18 protein-coding genes are annotated in these 19184 nt (G+C 69.0%); 6 read left to right on the plus strand and 12 right to left on the minus strand.

Annotation, left to right across the window (positions count from 1 at the left end; translation table 11 throughout):
- Positions 1-86: 86 nt before the first annotated feature.
- The 6 genes from AC1C2T_RS02175 to AC1C2T_RS02200 all read right to left on the minus strand — a co-directional run bounded on the left by AC1C2T_RS02175 (position 87) and on the right by AC1C2T_RS02200 (position 6498).
- A complete protein-coding gene (locus AC1C2T_RS02175; protein ID WP_495384079.1) occupies positions 87-902 on the minus strand; it encodes an ABC transporter permease in 816 nt (271 codons plus the stop codon).
- Positions 903-1014: 112 nt separating this feature from the next.
- Positions 1015-1956 carry an ABC transporter ATP-binding protein gene (locus tag AC1C2T_RS02180; protein WP_495384080.1) on the minus strand — a complete coding sequence of 314 codons (942 nt, stop codon included), beginning with the start codon at positions 1954-1956 and terminating at the stop codon, positions 1015-1017.
- Complete coding sequence (locus AC1C2T_RS02185) at positions 1953-2933, minus strand: ABC transporter permease (protein WP_495361845.1); 981 nt, start codon at positions 2931-2933, stop codon at positions 1953-1955. Before AC1C2T_RS02185 ends, AC1C2T_RS02180 begins: the two co-directional genes overlap by 4 nt.
- 2 nt (positions 2934-2935) lie before the next feature.
- Entirely contained in the window at positions 2936-3967 is a 1032-nt protein-coding gene (locus AC1C2T_RS02190) for a TIGR03842 family LLM class F420-dependent oxidoreductase (protein WP_495384081.1), read from the minus strand.
- A 44-nt stretch (positions 3968-4011) separates the two neighbouring features.
- Entirely contained in the window at positions 4012-5475 is a 1464-nt protein-coding gene (gene hydA / locus AC1C2T_RS02195; RefSeq protein WP_495384082.1) for a dihydropyrimidinase, read from the minus strand.
- Between the two features lie 174 nt (positions 5476-5649).
- Positions 5650-6498, minus strand: coding sequence for a nitrilase-related carbon-nitrogen hydrolase (locus AC1C2T_RS02200; RefSeq protein WP_495361842.1), 849 nt, complete (start codon positions 6496-6498; stop codon positions 5650-5652).
- 252 nt (positions 6499-6750) lie between these two features.
- Here AC1C2T_RS02200 and AC1C2T_RS02205 point away from each other — a divergent pair, with 252 nt between their 5' ends.
- Positions 6751-8217, plus strand: a complete 1467-nt coding sequence (locus tag AC1C2T_RS02205) for an aminotransferase-like domain-containing protein (RefSeq protein ID WP_495384083.1) — start codon at positions 6751-6753, stop codon at positions 8215-8217.
- Here the strand turns inward: AC1C2T_RS02205 and AC1C2T_RS02210 are convergent.
- Positions 8193-9005: a hypothetical protein gene (locus AC1C2T_RS02210; protein ID WP_495384084.1), complete on the minus strand. Its 813-nt coding sequence runs from the start codon at positions 9003-9005 to the stop codon at positions 8193-8195. The two genes, AC1C2T_RS02205 and AC1C2T_RS02210, sit on opposite strands and share 25 nt — an antisense overlap.
- A gap of 46 nt (positions 9006-9051) precedes the next feature.
- Positions 9052-9924 carry a type IV toxin-antitoxin system AbiEi family antitoxin gene (locus AC1C2T_RS02215; RefSeq protein WP_495384085.1) on the minus strand — a complete coding sequence of 291 codons (873 nt, stop codon included), beginning with the start codon at positions 9922-9924 and terminating at the stop codon, positions 9052-9054.
- Positions 9925-10263: 339 nt separating this feature from the next.
- On the opposite strand from AC1C2T_RS02215, the gene AC1C2T_RS02220 reads away from it, so the two are divergent.
- The gene (locus tag AC1C2T_RS02220) at positions 10264-10515 is read left to right on the plus strand and encodes a hypothetical protein (RefSeq protein ID WP_495384086.1); all 252 of its coding nucleotides are present in this window, start codon (positions 10264-10266) and stop codon (positions 10513-10515) included.
- Positions 10516-10527: 12 nt separating this feature from the next.
- Here AC1C2T_RS02220 and AC1C2T_RS02225 read toward each other — a convergent pair whose 3' ends face one another.
- Positions 10528-12582 (minus strand): elongation factor G, encoded by a 2055-nt coding sequence (locus tag AC1C2T_RS02225; RefSeq protein WP_495384087.1) that lies wholly within the window; start codon positions 12580-12582, stop codon positions 10528-10530.
- 94 nt (positions 12583-12676) lie between these two features.
- On the opposite strand from AC1C2T_RS02225, the gene cofD reads away from it, so the two are divergent.
- On the plus strand, positions 12677-13702 hold the full coding sequence (gene cofD / locus AC1C2T_RS02230) for a 2-phospho-L-lactate transferase (protein WP_495384088.1): 1026 nt from the start codon (positions 12677-12679) through the stop codon (positions 13700-13702).
- 33 nt (positions 13703-13735) lie between these two features.
- On the opposite strand, the gene AC1C2T_RS02235 is transcribed toward cofD, so the two are convergent.
- Positions 13736-14473 (minus strand): SDR family NAD(P)-dependent oxidoreductase, encoded by a 738-nt coding sequence (locus tag AC1C2T_RS02235; protein ID WP_495384089.1) that lies wholly within the window; start codon positions 14471-14473, stop codon positions 13736-13738.
- A gap of 107 nt (positions 14474-14580) precedes the next feature.
- Complete coding sequence (locus tag AC1C2T_RS02240) at positions 14581-15033, minus strand: DUF805 domain-containing protein (protein ID WP_495361837.1); 453 nt, start codon at positions 15031-15033, stop codon at positions 14581-14583.
- Positions 15034-15314: 281 nt separating this feature from the next.
- On the opposite strand from AC1C2T_RS02240, the gene AC1C2T_RS02245 reads away from it, so the two are divergent.
- Genes AC1C2T_RS02245 through AC1C2T_RS02255 form a run of 3 tightly spaced genes read left to right on the plus strand, consistent with a single transcriptional unit; the run spans position 15315 to position 18324 of the window.
- Positions 15315-16346, plus strand: a complete 1032-nt coding sequence (locus AC1C2T_RS02245; RefSeq protein ID WP_495384090.1) for a putative F420-0 ABC transporter substrate-binding protein — start codon at positions 15315-15317, stop codon at positions 16344-16346.
- Positions 16346-17476: a putative F420-0 ABC transporter permease subunit gene (locus tag AC1C2T_RS02250; protein ID WP_495384091.1), complete on the plus strand. Its 1131-nt coding sequence runs from the start codon at positions 16346-16348 to the stop codon at positions 17474-17476. The genes AC1C2T_RS02245 and AC1C2T_RS02250 overlap by 1 nt, the downstream gene beginning before the upstream one ends.
- The gene (locus tag AC1C2T_RS02255) at positions 17473-18324 is read left to right on the plus strand and encodes an ABC transporter ATP-binding protein (RefSeq protein WP_495384092.1); all 852 of its coding nucleotides are present in this window, start codon (positions 17473-17475) and stop codon (positions 18322-18324) included. Before AC1C2T_RS02250 ends, AC1C2T_RS02255 begins: the two co-directional genes overlap by 4 nt.
- Here AC1C2T_RS02255 and AC1C2T_RS02260 read toward each other — a convergent pair.
- Positions 18302-19123: an ABC transporter permease gene (locus tag AC1C2T_RS02260; protein ID WP_495384093.1), complete on the minus strand. Its 822-nt coding sequence runs from the start codon at positions 19121-19123 to the stop codon at positions 18302-18304. The genes AC1C2T_RS02255 and AC1C2T_RS02260 overlap by 23 nt on opposite strands.
- Positions 19124-19184: the final 61 nt, after the last annotated feature.

The raw sequence follows: 19184 nt of genomic DNA on the forward strand, positions 1-19184 counted from the left end.
CGGTGCGGTGGTGATGCGTGGTGATGCGGTGGTGCGGGTGGTGCGTTCCGCCGAGGCGCCGATGACGGCTCCCCGAGGGTCTGGCGTCAGGGGCTGCGCTGCTCCCGCGGTGCGCGACGTTGCAGCAGCCGTTCGAGGGCCAAGCAAGCGAGGTAGAAGAGCAGGCCGAGGGCGATGGATGCCACGACGTACGCCCAGGCCCTGGCGTAGGCGCTCGACGCGGCCGACGTCGAGATGAGCCCGCCGAGTCCGCCGCGAGGTCCGCCGAAGTACTCGGCGACGAGCGCGGAGATCACGGCGAGCGATGAGGCGATGCGGATGCCGGTGAGGATGAACGGTCGCGCGGTCGGCAGGGTCAGTGTGCGCAGCACCTGGCCCGAGCTGGCGGCATAGGCCTTCATGAGGTCGCGGTGCACGGGCGCGGTCTGCCGGAACCCGCGCAGCGTGTTGATGAAGACCGGCACGAACGAGGCCAGCGCGGCGATCGCCTGCCGGCCGAACTGGCTGTCGGCGCCGAACATCGAGTTCAGCACAGGGGCGAGGGCGACGATCGGGATGACCGCGAGCGAAGCGACGACGGGCGCGCTCATCTGGTCGATCGGGCGCCACCTCGCGGCGAGCGCGGCGAGCGCGATGCCGAGGATCGAGCCGACGATGAGACCGAGCAACGCGTTGGTGCCGGTGAGCAGTGTCGCCTGCACGACCGAGGGCCAGTAGGCGATGAGCTCCTCGACGATCGACGCCGGGCTCGGCAACAGGTAGTCGCTGACGCCGACGACGCTCACGAGGAACTGCCACACGCCGAGCACGATGAGCCCGACCGCGATCGGTGAGACGATGCGCAGCGTCGTCTCAGTGCGGGGGCTCATGCCGGCGGCCCTGGTGGCGGTGGCCGTGGTCATCCCACTCCCTCCCCACCCGGTGTTTCCGTTCGCGCGCGGTGTTTCCGACCAAACGGCAACACCGGGCGCGAACGGAAACACTCGGCGAAAGTCCATGGGGCCCGGGCGGTCATCAGCGGTTCTCCAGCCCGCGTGCGCCGGCCGCAACGGGCGAGCCGCCGTGCAGTGCCTCGCGCACCGCCGTGACCATGTCGAAGAAGCCGCGCTCCTCGCGGAGTTCTTCGGTGCGGGCGGCGCGCTGCGCGTCGGCGCCGAGGCGCATCGGCACGATCTCTTGAATGCGCCCGGGCCGCGGCGACATCACGACGACCCGGTCGGAGAGGAACACCGCCTCGGGAATCGAGTGAGTAACGAAGACCACGGCGGCGCCGGTCTCGGCCGAGATGCGCACGAGCTCGGTCTGCATCTTCTCGCGCGTCATCTCGTCGAGCGCGCCGAACGGCTCGTCCATGAGCAGCAATCGCGGCTGTTCGGCGAGCGCCCGGGCGATCGCCACGCGTTGCTGCATGCCGCCCGAGAGCTGGTCGGGGTAGCGGTCGGCGAAGTCCGAGAGCCCCACCATGTCGAGCAACTCGGCCACGCGAGCGGTGCGAGCAACGCCGCTCTGAGTCTGCCGAAGAGACGGCGCGCCGTGCAGTTCGAGCGGCAGCGCGACGTTGCCCGCGACCGTTCGCCACGGCAGCAGCCCCGCCTGCTGGAAGGCGATGCCGTACTCCTGGTCGAGGCGCGCCTGCTTGGCCGACTTGCCGAATACGGCGACCGTGCCCGAACTCGGCTGGTCGAGATCGGCGACGAGGCGCATGAGGGTCGACTTGCCGCATCCGCTCGGGCCGATGAGCGAGACGAACTCACCCGCCGCGACCGTGAGGTCGATCGTGTCGAGCGCCTGCACCTGACCGGTGCGGGTCTCGAACACCTTGTCGACTCCGCTGATCTCGACCGCGGGCTCCGCTGCCGGCCGAGCCTGCCCCCCTGCTGGTCGAGCCTGCTCCCCTGCCGGTCGAGCCTGCCCCTCTGCGGGTTGAGCCTGTCGAAACCCCTCACGATCGCTCATGCCGCTTCCTCCGTTCGTCGGTAGTTCTTGAGGATCACGCCGAGGAGCGCGACCGAGCCGGCAGCTACGAGCCCGAGCACGATCGAGCCGAAGATCGGCCCCCACGCCTTCGCCGGGTCGCCGGAGGCCTGCCCCGCGAACTGGATCAGGATGCGACCGATGCCGCCCTGCAGCCCGGTCGACACCTCGGCGACGACCGCGCCGATTACGGCGTTGGCCGCGCCCAGCCGCAAGGCGGGCAGCAGATACGGCACGGATGCCGGGAAGCGCAGCTTCACGAGAGTCGGCCAGTAGCCCGCCGCGTACGTCTGCATGAGCTCGGTGTGGATGCGGTCGGGCGATTGCAGGCCCTTGAGCGCCCCGATCGCGATCGGGAAGAACGCGAGGTAGCTCGCGATGAGGGCGACCGACATCCAGTCCTGCCACTCGAACGCGCCGATCTCGACGCGCGACCCCCAGCTCTTCACGACGGGCGCGAAGGCGATGAGCGGCACGGTCTGGCTGAGCACGATCCACGGCAGCAGGCCCCACTCTGCGATGCGCCAGCGCTGCATCACGAGGGCGAGGCCGATGCCGACGACGACACCCACGAGCCATCCGACTGCCGCGATGCCGAGGGTCGTGAGCGCGGCGAGCGCGACAACGGCCCACAGCGGCAGCGCGTCGTCGGCCCGAGTGACCGGCTCGCCGAGCCGACCGAGCATCTCCCAGATGTGCGGCATCGCGAGGTCGGTCGTGCGCGGCAGCACTCGCGTCTCGCCGATGACGACGCCGTCGGCAGGCCCGATCAGCTTGTAACCCTCCCAGATGAGCGCGATGACGAGGATGCCGGTGAGACCCCAGGCCGCAGCGGTGCCCCGTCGGCGTGCACCCGTGGGTTGAGGAGGCGCGCCAGCGCCGTCTCGAAACCCGGTCCTGCCGGCGCGGGGAGTTTCGGTGGCTCCTTCGTCGCTCCTCAACCCGCGGGAGTCGACCATGGTCATGCCTTCGCCGTCAGGTGCTCGGAGAGCGCGGGGATCACGGTCTCGCCGTACACCCGAAGCGTCTCCTCCTTGTTGTCGTGCTGGAGGTATCCGGCGAACTGGTCGACGCCGAGCGCCTTGAGCTGCTCGAGCTTCTCGATGTGCTGTTCGGCGGTGCCGAGCAGGCAGAACCGGTCGACGATCTCATCGGGTACGAATGTCGTGTGCGCGTTGCCCGCGCGCCCGTGCTCGTTGTAGTCGTAGCCCTCGCGGCCCTTGATGTAGTCGGTGAGTGCCTGCGGAACCGCTGCCGCCTGCCCTGAGCTTGTCGAAGGGTACTTCGCGACGATGTCGGCCACGTGGTTGCCGACCATGCCACCGAACCAGCGGCACTGCTCGCGCATGTGCTCCCAGTCGTCGCCGATGTACATGGGCGCGGCGACGCAGAAGGTGATCGACATCGGGTCGCGTCCGGCGGCCTCGGCGGCATCGCGCACGTGCTTGATCATCCACGCCGCGATGTCGACGTCGGCCAGCTGCAGGATGAAGCCGTCGCCGACTTCGCCCGCGAGCTTCAACGCGAGCGGACCGTAGGCGGCCACCCACATCTCGAGCTCGGAGCCGTGGCTCCACGGGAACTGCAGCGTGGAGCCGTGGTATTCGACGGGCCGGCTGTTCGCGAGCTCGCGGATGACGTGGATCGACTCGCGCAACTCGGCGATCGTCGTGGGCTTGCCGTTGGTGACGCGCACAGCCGAGTCGCCGCGGCCGATGCCGCAGACCGTGCGGTTGCCGTACATCTCATTGAGGGTCGCGAAGATCGACGCCGTCACCGTCCAGTCGCGCGTCGCCGGGTTCGTGACGAACGGCCCCACCTTGACCTTGCGGGTCTCGGCGAGGATCTGGCTGTAGATGACGTACGGCTCCTGCCAGAGGATGTGCGAGTCGAAGGTCCAGACGTGCGTGAAGCCGTGGTTCTCGGCGAGCTTCGCGAGCTGGACGGTTCGCGATGCCGGCGGGTTGGTCTGCAGGACCGCTCCGAATTCCATCCGTGCTCCCTTTCATTCAGCGGGTTGAGGAGGCCGCTCGGTGTTCAGATGAGGTACTGGCTGAGGCCGCGCTTGAGGAAGCGACCGTCGCCCTTGGCGCCGAGGTAGGCGAAGCCGTCGACGATGACCTTGCCGCGCGAGAGCACCGTGTCGACGTGGCCGTCGATCTCGAAGCCCTCCCACGCGGAATGGTCCATGTTCATGTGGTGGGTCCGGCCCGTCGGGTTTCCGGATGCATCGAGCCCGACGCCGATCGTCGTGTGTCCATTCGGGTTGTAGACCACGAGATCGGCGTCGGCGCCTGGTTGGATGACGCCCTTCTGCCCGTACAGGCCGAACATGCGGGCGGGTGTGGTCGAGGTGAGCTCGACCCAGCGTTCGAGGGTGATCTCACCGGTGACCACGCCTTGGTACATGAGATCCATGCGGTGCTCGATCGTGCCGATGCCGTTCGGGATCTTGCGGAAATCACCGCGGCCGAGCTCTTTCTGGTCTTTCATGCAGAACGGGCAGTGGTCGGTCGAGACCATCTGCAGGTCGTTCGTGCGCAGCGCTTGCCACATCGACTCCTGGTGGCCCTCTTCGCGCGAGCGCAGCGGCGTGGAGCACACCCACTTGGCGCCCTCGAAGTGGCCCCACTCTTCGCTGGATGCCCCGAGTTGCTCCTCGAGCGACAGGTAGAGGTACTGCGGGCACGTCTCGCCGTAGACGTTCTGCCCCTTGTCGCGGGCCCAGGCGAGCTGCTCGACCGCCTGCTTCGCCGAAACGTGCACGACATAGAGAGGTGCACCGGTCAGCTTCGCGAGCATGATCGCGCGGTGCGTGGCCTCCTCCTCCATCTCCCAGGCACGTGCGATGCCGTGGTAGAACGGGTCGGTCTTGCCTTGCTCGACGAGCTGCGCGGCGAGCACGTCGATCGCGGGGCCGTTCTCGGCGTGCATCATCGTCAACATGCCCGTGTCACGGGAGACCTGCATGGCCTTGAGGATCTGCGCGTCGTCGGAGTAGAACACACCCGGGTAGGCCATGAACAGCTTGAAGCTCGTGATGCCCTCGTCGGGCAGTTTCGCGAGCGAGGCGAGGGATGCCTCGTTGACATCGCCCACGATCTGGTGGAAGGCGTAGTCGATCGCGCAGTTGCCGGCCGCCTTCGCATGCCAGGTCGCAAGGCCGTCTTCGATGCGCTGCCCGTAAGTCTGCACCGCGAAGTCGACGATCGAGGTCGTGCCGCCCCACGCGGCCGCGCGGGTGCCGGTCTCGAACGTGTCGATCGCGGCGGTGCCGCCGAACGGCAGCTCCATGTGGGTGTGGGCGTCGATGCCCCCCGGGATCACGTACTTGCCGGTGGCGTCGATCACTCGGTCGACGGATGCCGCGACATCCGTGCCCAGGATATTGCTCCCTGGCTCGAGCACGGCCCGGATCGTCTCGCCGTCGACGAGCACGTCGGCCGCGGCCCGGCCCGTCGCGCTCACGACGGTGCCGCCGGTGATGAGGGTGGTGGTCACTACTGCTCCTTTGCGTTCGCTGATCGAGTAGGGCCGCCAGGCCCGTCTCCATTCGCTGATCGAGTAGGGCCGCCAGGCCCGTCTCCATTTGCTGATCGAGTAGGGCCGCCAGGCCCGTATCGAGATCTCGTCGCGAGGTCTCGATACGGGCTTCGCGCTACTCGACCCACGGGGTCACGGCTTCGGGATGGACGTGTACGACTCGGGGCGGCGGTCGCGGTAGAACTGCCAGGCATTGCGCACCTGCCGGATCATGTCGAGGTCGAGGTCGCGCACGACGATCTCTTCATCTGTGCCCGAGCCGTACTCGCCGACGATGTTGCCCTGCGGGTCGACGAACTGGCTCTTGCCGTAGAAATTCACGGCGAGGTCGCCGTACTCGTTGTCTTCGAGGCCGACGCGGTTGGCGGCGGCGACGAAGTACCCGTTCGCGGCAGCAGCGGCCGGCTGCTCGATCTCCCACAGTCGGTTCGAGAGCCCGGGCTTCGTGGCATTCGGGTTGAAGACGATCTGCGCGCCGTTCAGGCCGAGTTCGCGCCACCCCTCGGGGAAGTGACGGTCGTAGCAGATGTAGACGCCGATCGGGCCGACGGCGGTGTGGAACACGGGGTAGCCGAGGTTGCCGGGCCGGAAGTAGAACTTCTCCCAGAACTTGTCGAGGTTCGGGATGTGGTGCTTGCGGTACGAGCCGAGGATGGTGCCGTCGGCGTCGACGACGACCGCGGTGTTGTAGTAGACGCCCGGCTGCTCCTCTTCGTAGATGGGCAGCACCATCACGAGCCCGAGCTCCTTCGCGAGGGCGGCGAAACGCTGCACGATCGGGCCGTCGGCCGGCTCGGCGTAGTCGTAGTACTTCACGTCTTCGGTGATGCCGAAGTACGGCCCGTAGAAGAGCTCCTGAAAGGAGATGACCTGGGCGCCCTGGGCTTTCGCATCGCGGGCGAACTGCTCGTGCTTGTCGAGCATCGACGCCTTGTCGCCGGTCCAGGTCGTCTGCGTGATGGCCGCTCGGACGATCGTCATTGTGCCTCCTGAGTCGGTCGGCGTCGTTGCCGTGCACTCGATGGGCGTGGAACCTGAGCTGCTCACCGGGTGGTGCTGTGACGCCGAGAGGTTGTGCCACGGACTGCAAGTCCGAAGTTCCCGAACGGGACTCGCGACCCGTTCTGTTATTGTTCGGCGTGAACATTTCTCTTGTGTTTCACACTGTGACGTTGTGGTTACTCATCCTGTCGCTTGCTTCGTGAGGAGGCAATGGTCGTGTCAGCTTTTGATGTGGCAATTGCTCGTGTGAATGGCGTCGGTGCGGCTGGTGGTGCGGTCGGAGCCGGCGTGGTCGGTGTTCGCGTGACCGGCCCTGCGCTGACCGCGCTCGCCGAATTCCCCGAGACGACCCCCCGCGGCATCGCGGGCGTGATCGCCCGCCTCGTGAACTCCGGCGAGCTCGGGGTCGGCACCCGCCTGCCCACCGTGCGTGAGCTCGCGAGCGAGCTCGGGGTGAGCCCGGCCACGGTGAGTCAGGCGTGGCAGGCGCTCTCACGGGCCGGCCTCATCGAGTCTCGCGGCCGCGCCGGCAGCTTCGTACGGCCCCTTTCGCAGAGCTGGCTCGCCCCCCGAATGCGCGGCATGGCCGCGCCGAACGACCCGGTACGGCTCGACCTCTCACGCGGCACGCCCGACCCGCTGCTGCTGCCCGCCCTCGGACCCGCACTCTCCCGCGTCTCGGCCCGCGCCGAGACGGGCAGCTACCAGGCCGAACCCGTGATCCCGGCACTCGCGGCGGCACTCGCGGCATCCTGGCCCTCAGAGGTCGAGACCATCATGGTCGTCGACGGCGCGCTCGACGCGATCTCCCGCACACTCGAGCAGCTCGTGCGCTTCGGCGATCGCGTCGTGGTCGAGAGCCCGGGCTTCCCGCCGTTCCTCGACCTGCTCGACGTGCTCGGAGCCGAGGCCGTGCCCGTGCGACTCGACGAGTACGGCATGGTGCCCGAAGCACTCGCCCGGGCACTGCACCGGCGGCCGGTCGCGGTGCTCCTGCAACCGCGCGCGCAGAACCCCACCGGTGCCTCGATGAACGCCGAACGGGCCGCGGCGCTCGCCCGAGTCATCCGCTCGGCCGCCGACGTCAACGGCCTCGTCGTCATCGAAGACGACCACTCGGGCCTCATCTCGACCGAGGGCGACGTGACGCTCGACAGCTCGCTGCCCGGCCGGGTGGTGCACGTGCGCAGCTTCTCGAAGTCGCACGGACCCGACCTGCGCATCGCCGCGCTCGGCGGCCCCCGCGAGCTCGTCGAGCGCGTGGTCGCCCGGCGCATGCTCGGGCCCGGCTGGACCTCCCGCATGGTGCAGACGATCCTCCTCGACCTCCTGACCGAGCGCGCTTCCATCGACGCCGTCGCCGAGGCTCGACGCCAGTACTACTCCCGGCAGCGCGCGCTCGGCGACGCGCTCCGGGCGCGCGGCGTCGAGGTCGCCGCCGCCGACGGCATCAATCTCTGGATGCCCGTGCTGAGTGAACGATCGGCGCTCGTGCAGCTCGCGGCGGCCGGCATCCGCGTGGCGGCGGGTACGCCGTTCCTGGCGGCATCGGATGTCGCCGAGGCCGCGGGCGGCTCGAGGACGCGAGCCGGCGGCGACTTCGTGCGAGTGACGGTCGGCCTGCTGCGCGAGGGCGCCGACGAGGTCGCGGATGCGCTCGCGTCGGCGGCTCATCACGTGGCGGCCGGCGGATACTGACTCAGACAGTCAGCTCCGAACACCTCGCGAATCACGTACTTTGCAGCAGCCGAGGCATCCTCGACAAGCATGTCGAACTCATCGCCGCTTCCTGACTGAGCCATCTGCTGGGCGTATGCGATCGCAGCTTCGCGAGGCTCGTCGATGAACTGGGCGAGCGCTTCGCGAAGGAGAGAGCCATGTGTAGCGCCAAAGCCCGCCTTCATCCATGTTCGGAGGGAATGTGATGCTGCGGAGGGCCCACCATCGCAACCAAGTACGACAAAGGCGAAGTCGTAGGTGTCCTTTGCCAGTCCTCGGCTGACGATAGCTGCCGCTTTCGCGAGTAGGTATCCGCCGAGGCCAGCGAATCTGACGTGAACTGTCTCGGGCGCATGGGGATGATCGACTCTCACATCATCCGACACAGACAGCCCACGGAATACGGCGCCGAACATCGCGGGCCCCGCCCCTCGGACGTTCAGGGCACGCACGGACGATCCGGGGAGACTCACCGGCAGACCCGGGGATTCAGACTCATCACAAAGCAGTTCGATCACGATGGCCGGATCGGATTCGGCCCGCCACTGCCATCTCGTGCTCCTCGGCACGCTCCTCCCGAGCGCGCTCTCCAGCCACCCGAAATCAAGCTCATCGCGATCGAACGGCATGCCGAGTTGCAGGAGGACATCGACATCGGTGGTCCCAAGATGCCGTACGGGGCTGTGTGGGGCCAAGAAGTCCGGGTTCAACCCGCCGATGACGACGAATTCATCTGCATGGCCAGGCGCTGCGAGCGCCAACCGCACCACCACATCCTCGGCGCGCGTTCGGGCAGACGGAGACCGCTCCAACTCAGATCCCAATGACCGACTCCCTGAGTTCATTCGCGGCTTCCTCGTACCGTCCGCCGTGGCGAAGGAGATCCCCGTATAGACGGATAGGCGATACGACGCGTTCGCCGTGGATGATTCGACTGGTCGACTCGATCACCCGATCTGCAAGCATCAGGGCGATCCGTTCTCCGCGATCAACGGCGCTGAGCTCACCAGTACCTTCCACGCGCTCGCGCAGAACATCGAGATCGATCCCCGATACGTACACCTCGACGCGGTCTGTTCCGAAAAGGTACGGCGCGTACTCATCCAGCGCAGCCCTACCTGTCATCCACACCAGGTCTTCTCCGAACTCAGCACGTAGCCAGCGGAGATACTCCTCACTGCTTGAGTAGATTCCGCTCACTCGGAGTTCTTTTGTCGGCCGGCGTCGATACCAACCGCCCCACTCGCTGAGAAGCCCACCAGGTCGCATCAAGATTCTTTGGGATGATGCGCCTCGTTCTGATCCAGACTTGAGAGTAACGCCAGCCGAGTCGAAGCTCTGCAGAACTTTGCCCACCTGCGCAACGGACCACCCTGACGCCTCTGCGATGTTCTGGATTCTCGGAAGCTCGAAGGACGATTGGGACACCTCAGGGTCTGATCTCGTCGCGGCGTCCAGGAGCACCTCTGCGACGGCACCTGCAGACGACGTCCACGCGATCGGTCGGGTCGCCCTCTCCAATCGCCGCACATCCATTGCGGCCGTGCGCGCACGCGCGCCGAGATGAAGGTAGAAGCCGTCGAGCCTGATGCTCGCTCGGCCCTGAAGATCAACCCAACTCATCTCATGTTCGGCGAGCATTGACTCGCTGCCCGGAGACATCCGTCGCGCGACGAGCACAGGCACTCGCTCGCGTGTTTGAGATCGCCGCAGGATCGCTGCCTGAATGTCTTGAGGAAATCCTTCCCCAACCCATTGCGGTTCCAGGACGACCGACCCTCTGCAGGTCATGATCCGAATGACCTCACCATCAGCATCGACTGGCGCGCGAATTCCCTCGAGAACCCGTCGCACGATCTCGTCAGCGCCACCTTTTCTCATATGAGAAGTATTCCACCACGCATGAGAAAAAGCGCTATACGAGAAATTGCCACTGGACCGAGCCCGCCATTCTCAGAAATCTTGCATTCCACTAGAAGTGAGAAAAGCCACCCAGAAGAGAAAAACGGCTCCAAAGCAGGTCGGTTGCGCGGCGCACGCGGAATCGTCATCACCCCGGGCGGCACGGCCGAAGCCGCCGCAGTCGCCCGACGCACCACGCTCAGCGCCTTCGCCTCAGGCGTGCGTCACCACGACGTCGGTCTCGGCCGGTTCCTCTTGCTGCAGCACAGGGGCACCTTCGTCGTCGACGCGACCGGCCGGGTACTCGCACGCCGGACCAGCGCCCTGCCAACCGCGAGCTTCTCCAGGCGCGAGATCATCAAGGCGTTGGAGTGAGGGAGATCTCGCTCACCCCTTGGCGGCGCCCGGCATTCTCGCGTAGTGGTCGGGCGCGATCGTCAACTCGGCCCGGCCTCCGGTGATCGACCGCAGGTCGAGCACGTAGCGAGCGAGCTCCGCCTCGGGCACGTTCGCCACGATGCGCGCCCGGCCGTCGCCGGCGGCCTCCGTGGCGCTGACCCGCCCGCGGCGGCCGGAGAGATCGGTCAGCACCGTGCCCTGCAGCTCACTCGGAACCGTGACGGTCACGAGCGACACGGGTTCGAGCAGCACCGTGCCCGCCTCGGCGAGCGCCGCCTTCACGCCGATCGACGCCGCCGTGCGGAAGGCCATGTCGGAGGAATCAACCGAGTGCGACTTGCCATCGACCAGCTCGACGCGCACATCGACGACCGGATGCCCCTGCGGCCCGCCTGCGGCGAGGGCGTCGTGCGCGCCCTTCTCGACAGCCGGGATGTACGAGCGCGGAACGGCCCCGCCCACCACCGAGTCGACGAACTCGAACCCGCCACCGAGCGGCATCGGCGAGACCCGCAGCTGCACCACGGCGAACTGGCCGTGCCCGCCGGACTGCTTCTTGAGCCGGCCCTCGACCTCGACCCGGCCCGCGATCACCTCGCGGTACCCGATCGGCGCCGGCGAGGTCGTCACGCGCACGCCGAACACGCGGGCGAGCCGTTCGACGGCGACGTCGACGTGCGTGTCGCCGAGGCCTCGGAGGATCGCCGCGCCGCCCGTGCGATCGACCACGAGCGTCGGATCCTCGGCGACGATGCGGCCGAGCGAACTCATGAGCTTCTCGTCGTCGGACTGCGCCACCGGGGTGAGGCTCACCGCATACACCGGCTCGCGCCGCGGCAACGGCGCGGGCTCGGCGGTGCCGCTCGCGCGGCTCCACAGCAGGGTTCCCGACGGCGAGCCGGTGAGCTTCGCGACCGCGCCGATCTCGCCGGCGCTCAGCACGTCGGCCGGCAGATGCTCGGCACCCCTCAGCCGGAAGAGACCGTGCAATCGCTCGTCGGCACCGGTCGTGGCGTTGTGCAGCCGATCGCTCGGCCGCACGACGCCCGAGAGCACCTTGAACATCGACACCTGCCCGACGAACGGGTCCGCCACGGTGCGGAAGACGTGCAGCAGGGTCTCGCCGTCGGGGTTCGGGGCGACGGCTACCTCGGTGCCGCCCATCACGATGCGGCTGTCGTGCTCGAGCGCCGACGGCGCCAGCGTGCACACGAGGTCGGCGACCCGGTCGACGCCGGTGCCGGTCACCGCAGAGCAGACGACCACCGGGATCGCCTCGCCGGTCGCCACTTCGCGGGCGAGGGTGCGCTCCAGCTCGGATGCCGCGGGCTCACGCCCGTCGAGGTACGCCTCGAGCTGCTCGTCGTCATGCGACACGATCTCCTCGGTCACCTCGACGTGCATGCGATGCTCCTCCGCCTCGACCGCGGCCGGGAGCGGTTCGTCATGATGGCGACCGGCATCGTCGTAGACGAGGGCCTGCTCGCTGAGTACGTCGACGAGCGCGGTGAAATCGTGCTCCTCGCCGATCGGCAGCTCGAGCGCCACGAGGCGATCGCCGAACGCGGCGCGCAGTTCCTCGAGCACCCGGCGGAAGTCGGCGCGAGCCTTGTCCTCCTGGGTGATCACGACGATGAGCGGCACGCCGGCCGCCTCCGCCGCGGCCCAGGCCGTGCGTGTGCCGGCGGTCACGCCGTCGACCGCGCTCACGGCCAGCACCGCGACATCCGCCACCGCCAGTGCCGTGTCGAGACCACCGATGAAATCGGGGTGCCCAGGAGCGTCAGCGAGCGTCAGCGTGTGATCGGTGCCGTCGGGTGAGACCCAGGCCAGGTGGGCGAGCGAGAGCCCGAGCGTCATACCCCTCGCGATCTCCTCGGGCTCGTGGTCGCCGGTCGTCGTGCCCTGCTCGACGCTGCCCATTCTCGGGATCGCGCCGGCGCGCAGCAGCAGCGCGTCGAGCAGCGTCGTCGTGCCGGAACCCGCTCCACCCACGAGGGCGACGGTCCGATGGGTCGAGGTCGAGGTCGAGGTCGAGTTCATGTGGCCTCCCGCGCCGCTGCAGTGCTGTCCCTCCCATCGTGGACCCGGCCGACCTCGACCGCCAGCCCCTGCGTGCGCGCGTAGGGTGGGGCGAGTGCAGATCACGGTGCTCGCGGGCGGTGTCGGGGGCGCGCGCTTCGTGCGCGGCGTGCGCGAGGAGTGCGCTCGGCGCTGGCCCGACGGCCACGGCGGCACCGAGGCATCCGTCACCGTGATCGTGAACACCGGCGACGACCTCTGGCTCGCCGGCGTCCGCCTCATGCCCGACTTCGACTCGCTGCTCTACTCCCTCGCGGGCGTCAACGACACCGAGCGCGGCTGGGGCCGTGCCGGCGAGAGCGAGCGCGTCGCCGCCGAACTGCGCGAGTGGGGCGTGGGCTGGCCGTGGTTCACGCTCGGCGACCTCGACCTCGGCACGCACCTGGCGCGCACAGCCTGGCTTCGCGAGGGCCTCACGCCAAGCGAGGTGGCGCATCGCCTCCAGCAGCGCTGGCCGCTCGGCGTGCGACTGATACCGGCGACCGACTTCGAGGTCGACACCCACGTGCTCGTCGCCGATGCCGACGACCCCACCGGCGAGCACGAGATGCACTTCCAGGAGTGGTGGACGAGGTACCGCGCCGCCCTGCCCGCGCTCGCTTTCCGGCAGCAGAACCTCGAGACCGCCCGGCCCGCACCGGGTGTCGTCGAGGCGATCGTCGGCGCAGACCTCGTGCTCATCGCGCCGTCGAACCCCGTCGTGTCGATCGGCACGATCGTCGCCATCCCCGGCATGCGCGAGGCCCTCGCCGAGACGCATGCGCCCGCCGTCGGCGTCTCCCCCATCATCGGCGGCAAGGTCGTGCGCGGCATGGCCGACGCGTGCCTGACCGCGATCGGCGTCGAGACGACCGCCGAGGCCGTCGGCCGGCACTACGGCGCGAGGGCGGCCGGCGGCCTGCTCGATGCCTGGCTCGTCGACGAAGCGGATGCCGCGGCGACCGCCTCCCTCGAAGAGACCGGGTTGCACGCGGCATCCGCCCCGCTCTGGATGCACGACCTCGATGCCTCCGCCGCCATTGCCGGCGCGGCCATCGACCTCGGCGCCAGCACCGGCGCGCGGGCGAACACGCAGCGCTGATCCGACGTCAGCTGACGGAGAACAGGTCGCGGGTCACCACGGCACGAGACCGGCGCTGCTCATGAACGTTCCCGACGGCGCGTGCTCCGGAAGCGTCGCTGCCGTCACCACGATCTCGGCTGCCTCCTCGGCGCTCGTCGGCGCCTGCTGCCGGTTCCCCGGTGCAAGATCGGTCTGCACCCAGCCTGGGCACACCGACGTGACCTTGACCGACGTGCCGGCCAGTTTCTTGCTGAGGCCGATCGTCATGCTGTTCAGCGCCGCCTTCGACGCCTGGTAGGCCGGAACGATGCTCCCGTAGTAGGGCGACCGTTCATCGGACTGGTCGCTGAGCGACCCCATGGTCGAGGAGACGTTGACGATGCGGCCGGCGTCGCTGCGACGAAGCAGCGGCATGAACGCCTCGATGACGGTCGCTGCACCGACGACGTTCGTCTCGAAGGTGCGCGCGAAGGCGCCGATGTCGACGAAGTCGTAGCCGCCCGTCGCGGTCGCCTCCGGCAGGATCCCGGCGTTGTTCACCAGCACATCGAGCCGTCCGTGGCGACTGGCGATCAGCTCGGCCGCAGCGGCGACCTGCGCGGGTGAGACGACGTCCATCGTCACCGCTTCGGCGTCGAGGCCCTGCGCGACGAGCTCGTCTGCTGCGGCTCGGGCCGCTCGAGCGTCACGCCCGGCGATGATGACGGTGGTTCCCTTGCGAGCGAGGGCAGTGGCTGTGGCGAGTCCGAGTCCGCGGTTTCCGCCGGTGACCAATGCAATGGTGTTCATGGATGAGTACGTCCTTTCATCGACGTCGGAAACGCCGCGTCGTACCTCCACTCTGGACGAAGTCCACGCCATGCACTGGCGGAAATCGGACGCTGCGTCCGCGTCGATCAGCGGTCGAAACGCGCGCCCGCCGGGTCCTCCGGCAGAACCGTGAAGACGAACAGGATGATGCTGCCGACGAAGGGGATGAAGGCGATGAAGTAGAACGCCCCCGAACGATCGGTGTCGTGCAGCCGACGCCAGACCAGCGCGAGAGTGGGAACGATCGTGCCCAGCTGCCAGATGGCGAGCAGCGCGAAGCCGATGCCGAACATCGGGCCGGGCATCGACGTGCCGTCGGCGTCGACCGTCGCACCGGTCATGCCACCGACGATGAGCACGATGTACAGCACGGTGACGACGATGGCGTGCATCAGCGTCCACCACCAGTACTCGCTCCGGCTGGCGCGACCCGAGAATGTCGCGTACTTGCGGAAGCCCCGTGAGACGGCCTCCCCGAAGCTCGCGCCGTATCGGGGTGCGTCGAGCGCGGTCTGCTGCGGTGCAGTGGCAATGCTCATCGTGAACGGTCTCGTTTCTGTGGAGGCTGTGGGGGCGGTCGGGGATTGGTCGGGGCTTGCGCGAGCGAGCTCGTGCCCATGCATCGAAGTGTCGGGCGAACGGGTTGCGACGGCGGATGCAGCGGCTACACGATACCCACCCCGCCACCCCTCACGCCACCCATCTCGAGGCATAGGATGAATACGACCGCCGGTGTGCTTTCACCGGTCGTGATGGCCCGGGATTGGGCCGTGTGTCGCCGACCTCGTCGGATCCATCCGCACGCACTCCCGGAGGCCTCATGCCCGCCGCACCCATCCGATCCAGCACCCGACGCCGCCGCGGTCGCCGCTCCGCTGTCCTCGCCGCACCGATCGTCGCCGCCCTGCTCCTCGGGGGGTGCGCGGCCACCTCGACGGTGGTTCCCGACGCCGCAGCGTCCGTCGACGACGGCGGCGCGTTCCCGCTCACGATCGACAACTGCGGCACCGAGGTCACGTTCGATGCCGCACCCGAGCGCATCGTCACGATCAAGTCGTCGACGCTCGAGCTGCTCCTCGCCCTCGGAGTCGGCGACCGCGTCATCGGCACTGCATTCAGCGACGGCCCGGTGCCCGAGGAGTTCGAGGGCGCGGCATCCGAGCTCGAGGTGCTCTCCGAAAAGGTGCCCTCGCAAGAGGTCACGCTCACCGCCGAACCCGATCTCGTCTTCGCCGGCTGGGAGTCGAACCTCTCCGCCGAGGGTGCCGGCGACCGCGAGATTCTCGCGAAGCTCGGGGTCGCCACCTACGTCGCGCCCGCCGCCTGCAAGGGCGAGGGCTACATGCCCGAACCGCTGACCTTCGACGAGGTCTTCCGCGAGTTCGAGGAGGCCGGGGACATCTTCGGGGTTCCGGATGTCGCGGCTGAACTCGTGGCGTCGCAGCGCGCCGAGCTCGACGCAATCGAGCCGAACGACGACGGCCTCACCGCACTCTGGTACAGCTCGGGCGACGAGACGCCCTTCGTCGGCGCGGGCATCGGCGCCCCGCAGATGATCATGTCGGCCGCCGGACTCGAGAACATCGCGGCAGACGTCGACGACACCTGGACCTCGATGGGCTGGGAGGCGATCGTCGCCGCGAACCCCGACGTGATCGTGCTCGTCGACGCCGCGTGGAACACCGCCGAGCAGAAGATCGCTCACCTCGAGTCGAGCCCGGCGACCGCAGCCCTCCCCGCCGTGCAGCAGCAGCGCTACCTGATCGTCGACTTCCCGGCCTCCGAGGCGGGCGTGCGCAACGTGGGCGCGGTCGCCTCGCTCGTGGAGCAACTCGGGGAGCTGGATCGCTGATGGCCGACCGACCGTGGGTTGAGGAGCGTCCGACGAAGGAGGACGCGTCTCGAAACCCCGACGCTCGCGCGGAGGGGGTTCGAGACGGCGCTGGCGCGCCTCCTCGTCCAGCGGAACGCTCGAGCGGTCGCCGCACCACCGCGTGGGCACTCGGCCTCGCCGTGCTGCTCGTCATCTCGATCGTGGCAGCCGTCACGATCGGGCCGGCGGGCCTCAGCCCAGCCGACGTGTGGGCGAGCGTGCTCGCACACCTCGGCATCGGCGAGCCGACGCTGCCCCCGCTTCGCGACGGCATCGTGTGGGAGCTGCGGATGCCCCGGGTGCTCACCGCTGCGGCGGTCGGCGCCGGTCTCGCGCTCTGCGGCGCGGTCATGCAGGCACTCACCCGCAACCCCCTCGCCGACCCGTACCTGCTCGGACTCTCGTCGGGCGCCTCGGTCGGCGCCGTCGTCGTCATCGTGCTCGGGGTCGGGCTCCTGCTGCCGCTCGCCGCGTTCGCCGGCGCCATCGTGGCGCTCGTCGCGACGCTCGGCCTCGCGCGGGCGGCCGGCGGTCTCTCGCCCACGAAGACCGTGCTCGCCGGGCTCGCCGTGTCGTCGGTGTTCGGCGCCCTCACGAGCCTCGTGATCTTCTGGAGCGCGACCGGCGACAGCTACCGTGAGATTCTCAACTGGCTGCTCGGCTCGCTCGCCGGCACCGACTGGGTGTCCGTCGCGATCGCCGGCGGCGCGGTCGTCGTGATCGGGGTGCCGCTGCTCACGAGCGCGAAGACGCTCGACGCGTTCGCGTTCGGCGACACCGCCGCCGCCGCGCTCGGCGTGCACGTCACCCGCAGCCGATGGCTGCTGCTCGGCGGCACCGCGATGCTCACCGGTGCGCTCGTCGCCGTGAGCGGCTCGATCGGGTTCGTCGGGCTCGTGCTGCCGCACGCCGTGCGCCTGCTCGTCGGCTCCCGCCACCGCGCGCTCCTGCCGCTCTCGGCACTCGCCGGCGCGATCTTCCTCATCTGGGCCGACACCGGTGCGCGCACGCTCTTCGACCCGCGGGAGCTGCCCGTCGGCATCCTCACCGCGCTCATCGGCGGGCCGGTGTTCGCCGTGCTGCTGCTGCGGAACCGGAGCCTGCGATGACCGGCAGGGACGATCGCTCCGGCCCGGGCGACTTCGGCCTCGACGCCGCCGGCGTGCACTTCACACGCACGGGGCGGCTCGTCATCGACGATGTCGACGTCACGGTGCCGGCTGGCCGCCTCGGCGCGCTGCTCGGCCCCAACGGCGCCGGCAAGTCCACGCTGCTGCATCTCATCGCGGGGCTCGAGCGAGCGGATGCCGGTGCGCTCACCTTCGACGGCAACGATCTCGCCGGCCTGCGCCGCCGCGACCGGGCCCGGCTCGTCGCGCTCGCCGAGCAGGAGACCCACGACTCCCCCGAGTTGCGGGTCGACGAGGTCGTCGCCCTCGGCCGCACTCCGCATCTCGGCGCCTGGTCTGGGCTCGGCGACCAGGATCGGGCCGTGGTGGCCGAGTCGCTCGCAGCCCTCGGACTCGAGGCGATCGCCGAGCGCCCGTTCTCGTCGCTCTCCGGCGGCGAACGCCAGCGGGTGAACCTCGCCCGGGCACTCGCGCAGGAACCCCGACTGCTGCTGCTCGACGAGCCGACCAACCACCTCGACGTGCGAGCGCAGCTCACGAGCCTCGAGCTCTTGCGCTCGCTCGCGTCGAGCGGTCGCACCGTGCTCGCGGCGCTGCACGACCTCGGGCTCGCGGCAGCGTACGCGGATCACGTGATCGTGCTCGAGCGGGGCCGGGTCGTGGCATCCGGAGCCCCAGCCGACGTGCTCCAACCCGGGCTCATCCGCGAGGTCTGGGGCGTCGAGGCCGAAGTGCTCGAACACCCCTCGACCGGCCGACCGCTCATCGCTTACGCGGGTGTCGCACCGCTCACGACGGCGCCGCTCACGACAACACGTCCTTCGTGAGGAACCGGCCGATCGCGAGCGCGCCGAACACCGCGAGGTAGCCGGCCTGCAGCAGCGCGTTGTCGGCGAACGAGTCCCACACCGGCGGCGCGCGCAGCAGGTCGGCGAAGCCGAGCCAGTACTGGGTGAAGAGCCACGGATGCAGCCACTCGAGCTGCGGCAGCGCACCCATGATCTGCGCCACCACAGCGAGGATCGCCGTCGCCGCCATTGCACCGACGGGCACGGTCGTGAGCGTCGAGAGGAACAGGCCGATCGCCGACAGGCCGAGGAGCGACACCGTGACGTACGCGGCGATCGCCAGGAACCGGAGGAGTCCGTCACCGACGCTCACCGACGCACCCGAGAGCAACGTCACCGGCCCGATCGGGAAGAGCGCCCAGCCGATGAGCGTGCCGACCACCACGACCGTGAGGGTCGCCGCCGCGCAGAACACCGCGGCCGCCGCGTACTTGACGAGGAGCAGCCGGATGCGCCCGGCCGGCGCGATGAGCAGGTAGCGCAGAGTGCCGTGGCTCGCCTCGCCCGCGATCGAGTCACCCGCGACCACCCCGATCGTGAGCGGCAGGAACAGCGGGATCGCGACGGTGATCGCGGTGACCCCGACGAAGAGACCGTTGTTCGTGATCTGGTCGAGGAAAGCGGGGCCGCGGCCACTCGGCGAATCACCCGCGACGCGGATGGCGACGGCGATCAGGATCGGGATGAGTGCGAGCGCGCCGAGCATCGCCCAGGTGCGGCGGCGACGGAACAGGGTCAGGAGTTCGGAGCCGAGGAGGGAGAGCGTCCCGCCGCCCATGGTCGGTCTCGAGACGGCAGCTTCGCGGCCTCCTCGACCAGCGGGGGTGGCCGCCACCGCG

The organism is Agromyces sp. Y558 (assembly GCF_059445415.1).

What these genes read in the sequence shown, in the direction of transcription:
- AC1C2T_RS02175 (WP_495384079.1), bottom strand. Translation starts at nt 902, where the DNA reads ATGACCACGGCCACCGCCACCAGGGCCGCCGGCATGAGCCCCCGCACT.
- AC1C2T_RS02180 (WP_495384080.1), bottom strand. Translation starts at nt 1,956, where the DNA reads ATGAGCGATCGTGAGGGGTTTCGACAGGCTCAACCCGCAGAGGGGCAG.
- AC1C2T_RS02185 (WP_495361845.1), bottom strand. Translation starts at nt 2,933, where the DNA reads ATGGTCGACTCCCGCGGGTTGAGGAGCGACGAAGGAGCCACCGAAACT.
- AC1C2T_RS02190 (WP_495384081.1), bottom strand. Translation starts at nt 3,967, where the DNA reads ATGGAATTCGGAGCGGTCCTGCAGACCAACCCGCCGGCATCGCGAACC.
- AC1C2T_RS02200 (WP_495361842.1), bottom strand. Translation starts at nt 6,498, where the DNA reads ATGACGATCGTCCGAGCGGCCATCACGCAGACGACCTGGACCGGCGAC.
- AC1C2T_RS02225 (WP_495384087.1), bottom strand. Translation starts at nt 12,582, where the DNA reads ATGAACTCGACCTCGACCTCGACCTCGACCCATCGGACCGTCGCCCTC.
- AC1C2T_RS02235 (WP_495384089.1), bottom strand. Translation starts at nt 14,473, where the DNA reads ATGAACACCATTGCATTGGTCACCGGCGGAAACCGCGGACTCGGACTC.
- AC1C2T_RS02240 (WP_495361837.1), bottom strand. Translation starts at nt 15,033, where the DNA reads ATGAGCATTGCCACTGCACCGCAGCAGACCGCGCTCGACGCACCCCGA.
- AC1C2T_RS02245 (WP_495384090.1), top strand. Translation starts at nt 15,315, where the DNA reads ATGCCCGCCGCACCCATCCGATCCAGCACCCGACGCCGCCGCGGTCGC.
- AC1C2T_RS02250 (WP_495384091.1), top strand. Translation starts at nt 16,346, where the DNA reads ATGGCCGACCGACCGTGGGTTGAGGAGCGTCCGACGAAGGAGGACGCG.
- AC1C2T_RS02255 (WP_495384092.1), top strand. Translation starts at nt 17,473, where the DNA reads ATGACCGGCAGGGACGATCGCTCCGGCCCGGGCGACTTCGGCCTCGAC.
- AC1C2T_RS02260 (WP_495384093.1), bottom strand. Translation starts at nt 19,123, where the DNA reads ATGGGCGGCGGGACGCTCTCCCTCCTCGGCTCCGAACTCCTGACCCTG.